Here is a 6,430-nt window from a genome sequence, read left to right on the forward strand (position 1 = left end):
GCAGGAGTTGGGGAACTAAATATCTCTTTGACTGGCAAACGAATCCCGGTTTTCTTCTCTATGGCATTAATTGCTGCCGTCGCTTTTAACGAATGTCCACCCAATTCAAAGAAACTGTCCTCTATGCCGACTGGAGATACTCCTAGAATTTCCTCAAATACATCTACGATTGCTTGCTCCGTCTTATTACTTGGTGGTACGTATTTCGAGCTTTCTAACATATCTGGCTCTGGCAACCTAGCTTTATCCAGCTTTCCATTTATGGTTAGTGGAAATTCATCGATCTGTATCATAAAGGTAGGAATCATATACTCTGTTACTTCTTCTCTTATCGCTTCCTTAATTTCGGGTATAATTAATTCTTGATCCTTCTCTGCAATGAGATATGCACAGAGAATTTCATCGTTTCCAACTTCTTTTACAACAACGACAGCATCCGTGATGTTACTCTGTTTTCTTAATACACTTTCAATTTCACCTAACTCTATCCTGTAACCACGGACTTTCACTTGTTCATCTATACGGCCTAAATACTCTATATTTCCATCTGGCTGCCAACGTGCTAAATCTCCTGTACGGTACAGTTTTCCCTCACCGAAGGGATTTTGAATAAACTTCTTATCTGTCAATTCTGGCTGATTCAAATAACCTCTTGCTAAACCATCTCCTGCAATGCACAACTCGCCAGGTATTCCAATACCGCATAGCTCCATTTCATTTAGAAGATATACCTTTGTATTTGCAATCGGACGTCCAATGGTAATGGAAGTAGAGTCTGTATTCACTCTAAAACTAGTTGCATTTACAGTAGATTCTGTAGGACCATATGTGTTTAGCACTTCTACCTTTTTCGCCCATTCTTTTAAAGTTTCTAGACGACCTGCCTCTCCACCTGACTCCAGCAAACGAAGCGTCGGTAATGCGTCAACACACAACCCGTCTATTAACTTAGGTGTCAATGAAGCTGTTGTAACATTATTTCGATCGATATATTTTTGTAGTTGCTCCATATCATAGGTTAAATGTTTTGGTACAATGCATAATGCCGCACCATTGCATAGTGCAGGGAAGATATCTCCCACCGCTTGGTCAAAAGATACATTTGCAAATTGCAGCACCGTATCCTTGTCGTTCAGTGCAAATGTTTCCTTATATGTGACCCACATATTGACCACATTTCGATGTTCAATTAAAACTCCTTTAGGGTTTCCAGTTGTACCAGAAGTGTAGATACAATACACTAAATCATTAGACCTGTTAACATGCAAAAGATTGTCCGTTTCATTAGCATAATTATTCTCATCTTCTAAATCTAATACCGGAATCCCTACCTTCCCTGGCAGCTTATTCTTATACGTCAATACAATCTTTGGACTACTGTCCTCCAGCATATAGTGAATTCTATTATCTGGATATTCCGGATTGATGGGTACATAAGCTCCCCCTGCCTTGATGATTGCTAATATTCCTACAATCATTTCCATGCTACGCTCTGTAACTAGAGCCACCAAATCGTTTGGAACTACTCCTAAATCCCGAAGAGTACGCGCCAACTGATTTGCTCTCTCATTCAGCTCGGCATATGTCATCTGTTTATCATCAAATTTAAGTGCAATATGTTCTGCTGTTTTCTCTACCTGATTCTCAAATAAGCTGACAACTGTTTGTTCTCGAGAGTATTCTACATTCGTTGCATTGAAATCAACCAATATCTTCTCTTGTTCCCTGATATCAAGCATATGCAAATCTTTAAGTTTTTTTTCTGGATGTGTTACTGCTTCCTCAAGCAGCGTTACATAATGCCTTGCCATATATTCAATCGTTTCTTGTTTGAATAAATCTATGCAATACTCAAAATCAATTTCATACCCTTCTGACACACATTCAACCAGAACGGATAAGTCAAACTTTGAAACATTTCTTTTAATAAATGCACTTTTTCCGCCCAATAGGCCTTGCATTTCCGTCGGTTTTTTCTTTTCTTTTAATCCGAACATAAAATCAAATATCGGATTTCTTGAGAGATCTCTTTTCTTCTCTACGGCTTCAACTAAATCTTCAAATTGGTATTCTTGGTTATCATAAGCCTGCAGACACTTCTCCTTCACAGCTAATATCAAATGCTCAAAGGTCTCATCCGGACTAACTTCTCCCTTGATCACCAGAGTATTGACAAACATCCCCAACATACCCTTAGTATCTGCATGAACTCGGCCTGACACGGTAGTTCCTACAATAATATCCTTTTGGCGACTATATTTGGCTAATAATAAAATGAACACAGATAGGGTAACCATAAATTCAGTAGCACCATGCTTTAGGGCTAGATTTTTAACCCCTGAGCTTAATGGCTCTTTTACCTTTGCTACAACATTGGCTCCCCTGAAAGACTGGATTTGAGGACGGAGGAAATCCGTCTTCAAATCCACCCTGGCAATTTCACCAGCGAATTCCCTCCTCCAATATTCTTCCTGTTTTGAGATATCATAAAAATTCTGCCATACGCTGAAATCTTTATACTGGATTCGGTTAGAATTTTTATTCATAAGTTCTCCTCTTATTCATGATCAGTTTCATCATTTTCATAAAATTCGTTCACCTGATGCAGTATAACTGGCAGGCTTTCTCCATCACATATAATGTGATGAATATCAACAAATAGATAGGATGCCGTTGTTGTCTTCATTAATTTCACACGCATCAACGGTGCTTCGGATAAATTAAACGGTTGTATAAATTTATCGTATTCTGTTTGTACATCTATTTCGTCCACTTCGCTGTAGTCTATTAAAACCCTTGCGTCTGGAGAAATCGTTTGAATGGGTTCACCGTCCACAACATGGAAACTAGTTCGCAGTATCTCTTCTTGCTGTAACAGCTTATCCAAAGCCTTCTGTAGCCTTTCTTTATCCAGCGGTTCTTCGTAGGCATAGACATCCGATACGTTGTAGTTAATGTTAGGTCCGGTCATCTCGTCTAGAAGATAGAGTCGTTTCTGAGCTGAACTTGTAGGGTAGTATTCAGCTGCTGAAGCTTGTTCTATTGCCACAAACATCTCGTTCTCAATCGACTCGATATTTCCCGCTATCTGCTCGGGCGTACCAAAAGTAAAAACATCTCTAATTGACAATCTTACTCCTATGGCCTTCTCCAATTCATTGCACAAGAGCACTGCTTTCAGTGACGATCCCCCTAGATCAAAGAAGCTATCAGTTACACTGACTTTTTCAATATCTAGAATGTTCTCAAATGCCTGCACGATCAGAGTTTCATATTCATTTCGTGGTGCAATATATTCCTTTGACTTATACTGCGGCTGTGGTAAAGAGGCTTTGTCAAGTTTCCCGTTACTTGTCAGCGGAATCGCATCAACCGAAATAATATGTGCAGGCACCATGTAATCTGGTAATACTTTACTTAACTTGATCTTAACGTCCTTTTCTTCTATTTCTGTCTCAGTTATTACATAGGCACACAGGAATTTCTCATTCCTTTTGTCTTCTCGCACTATGACTACAGCTTCATTTATGCCTTCAAGCTCCAATAAACGGCTTTCTACTTCTCGTGGTTCAATACGATATCCTCTGATTTTTGCTTGGTCATCCATCCGTCCAATATATTCAATGTTTCCGTTAGGTAACCAACGTGCCAAATCACCTGTCCGATACATCTTTCCGGATCCAAATGGGTTGTGTACAAACTTCTCGTCTGTCAGGTCTTGTCGATTTAAATATCCTTGAGATACACCCTCACCTGTTATACATAACTCACCTGGAACTCCAATTCCACAAAGTTCATTTCCATTTAACATATAAATCTTCAATGTTGGAAGTGGCTTTCCTATGTCGCTAATTCCTCTCTCGATGGCTTCAGCATCAATATCGCGATAAGTAGCGTATACCGTGGTCTCTGTAGGCCCGTACATATTAACCAGACGACAATGCCTATTGTTCTCATGCCATTTCTTCAAATGTGTTGGATAAAGTGCCTCTCCTGCAAAAATAACATATCGTAAACTATTTATTGTTTGTCCTGTCGTTGCATCGATCAACGCATAAAATGGCGAAGGTACCTGGCATAAGATTGTTACCGCTTCTTTTTGCAAAAGCTCTCCAAAAGCATATCCATCTTTTACCGTATCTTCAGAAGGAATTACAAGCTTTGCTCCATTTAATAGGCATCCGAATATTTCCCAAACCGAAACATCAAAACAATAAGAATGGAATTGAACCCAAATATCATTTTCATAGAAATCAAGCTTAAACTTGTCATTCTTAAGTAATCGCACTACATTTACATGCTGAACCATAACACCCTTAGGCCTGCCAGTCGTACCAGAGGTATAAATTACATACATCAAATCACTTGATTGATTTACATGGACAAGGTTACTGCATTCCATTTTATAATTTGCCTCATCATGAAGATTCATGATAGGAATGTCAGCTTCAGGTTCTTTTGTACCGCATAATACGACCTTTGGTTTACAGTCATTAATGATATAATTAATTCTTTCCTCTGGATAAGATGGATCAACCGGTACGTAAGCTGCTCCAGCCTTTAAAATAGCGTATATACCCACCACCATCTCCAAACACTTCTCTGTTGAGATCACCACAAAGTCATTGGGTTGAATGTTATAGTCCATTCGAAGTTTTCTTGCCAGAGCATTCGCCCGTTCATTTAATTGTGCATAGGTCAGCTGTTGTCCATTAAATGTAATTGCTATACTATTAGGTATTCTGGCAGCCTGCTCTTCAAGTAACTGCACAATCGTCTTATTATCAGGGTATTCTGCATCCGTCATATTGAACTCATCCAATATTTTTGCTTCTTCGTTCATATCTACCATGGCAATATCCTGCAGCTTCTTTTCCGGAGACATTAAAACTCCTTCAATTAGTGTTAAGAAGTGTTTTGCCATGTACTCGATCGTTTCTGGTTTGAATAAGTCTGTAGAATATTCAAAATCAATCTTATAGCCTTCTGAATCACTTATCATGGTTAAGGTAAGATCAAATTTAGAAATACTTCCTTCAACGGATTTCCTCGTTCCAAATTGAATTCGATCCGAATAACTCTCTCTCTCATCGTCCTGCAATACAAACATCACATCGAATACTGGGTTTCTTGAGTAATCTCTCTTTACTCCCACTGCTTCAACTAAATCCTCGAACTGATAATCCTTGTTATCGTACGCCTGTAAACATTTCTCTTTTATACCTAATAATACATCCTCAAATGAATCATCGGAGCAGACATTCCCTTTGATTGCCAGAGTGTTTACAAACATGCCCAACATATTTCGGGTATCCGTATGGTTTCGTCCCGATATTGGAGTTCCTACTATAATTTCTTCCTGTCGACTGTATTTTCCTAACATGGAGAAAAAGATGGATAACAAAACCATAAACTCAGTTGCACCATACTTCTTCGCTAACTCTTTTACTTGAATACTCGTGTTTTCTTCTACCTGTGTTCGGAAATTAGCACCTCTAAAACTTTGTTTATGAGGGCGTGGATAATCCATGATTAAATCCAGGACTGGTATATCACCAGAAAATTCTTTCTTCCAGTACGCTGCCTGTTCTGTTATATCTCTAGCATTTTGCCAAACACAAAAGTCTTTATACTGTACTCGTGGTGTTAACAATTCTCTTCCTTCATATAACTCTTGTATTTTGTAGAGCATAATCGGCATGCTTTCTGCGTCACATAAAATATGGTGAATATCCAAAAATAAGTATGAATCATTTGGAGTATCCAGTATTTTTGCACGCATTAGTGGTGATTTTGACAGGTCAAATGGTTGGACGAAAGTATTATATTCATCCTGGATATACTGTGAATCTGCTGTATTAACTTCACTGTGCTCCAGCACAATTCTTGCATCTGAGGAAATTTTTTGAATTGGCTCACCATTCACTATATGGAAGCTTGTCCTCAAAATTTCCTCTTGCTCTACTAATTGATCCAATGCTCTCTGAAGTCGCTTATTGTCTGGTTTAACTTTAAGCTTGATTACTAAAGGAATATTATAAGTTGTACCAGGACCTGTTAGTTGGTCTAAAAGATAAAGTCTCTTTTGAGCTGAACTTATAGAATAGCTTTCTGCTTCTGCTATTTCTGGTATTTCTTCAAACGTATTTACAACCTTTGAGTTTTTAATTTGTTCTGCAATATTTTTTGGTGTAACTAAATCAAAAATTTCTCTAAGTGGTAACCTTACCCCTGCACTCTTCTCTAATTCATTACACAGCCGGATTACATTAAGCGAGTATCCACCCAAATCAAAGAAATTGTCGTTTACACTTACTCTATCCACACCAAGTACATATTCAAATGCCTCTACTACCAATTTCTCCGTCTGGGTCCTTGGTGCCTCATAACCCCTGATCATCTGACTTTCTTCAATATTCTTTTCCGGGTC

The 6,430-nt window shown here is 38.5% G+C and carries 2 protein-coding genes; both read right to left on the bottom strand.

What is annotated here, in order from left to right; all coding sequences use genetic code 11:
• The coding region (locus tag ACNFN4_RS22025; protein ID WP_448200479.1) for a non-ribosomal peptide synthetase at positions 1 to 2,546 on the bottom strand (2,546 nt) is incomplete at its 3' end.
• Positions 2,547 to 2,557: 11 nt separating this feature from the next.
• Positions 2,558 to 6,358 carry an amino acid adenylation domain-containing protein gene (locus tag ACNFN4_RS22030; RefSeq protein WP_448200480.1) on the bottom strand — a complete coding sequence of 1,267 codons (3,801 nt, stop codon included), beginning with the start codon at positions 6,356 to 6,358 and terminating at the stop codon, positions 2,558 to 2,560.
• Between the last annotated feature and the right edge of the window lie 72 nt (positions 6,359 to 6,430).

It is taken from the genome of Bacillus sp. N1(2025), from assembly GCF_053470005.1.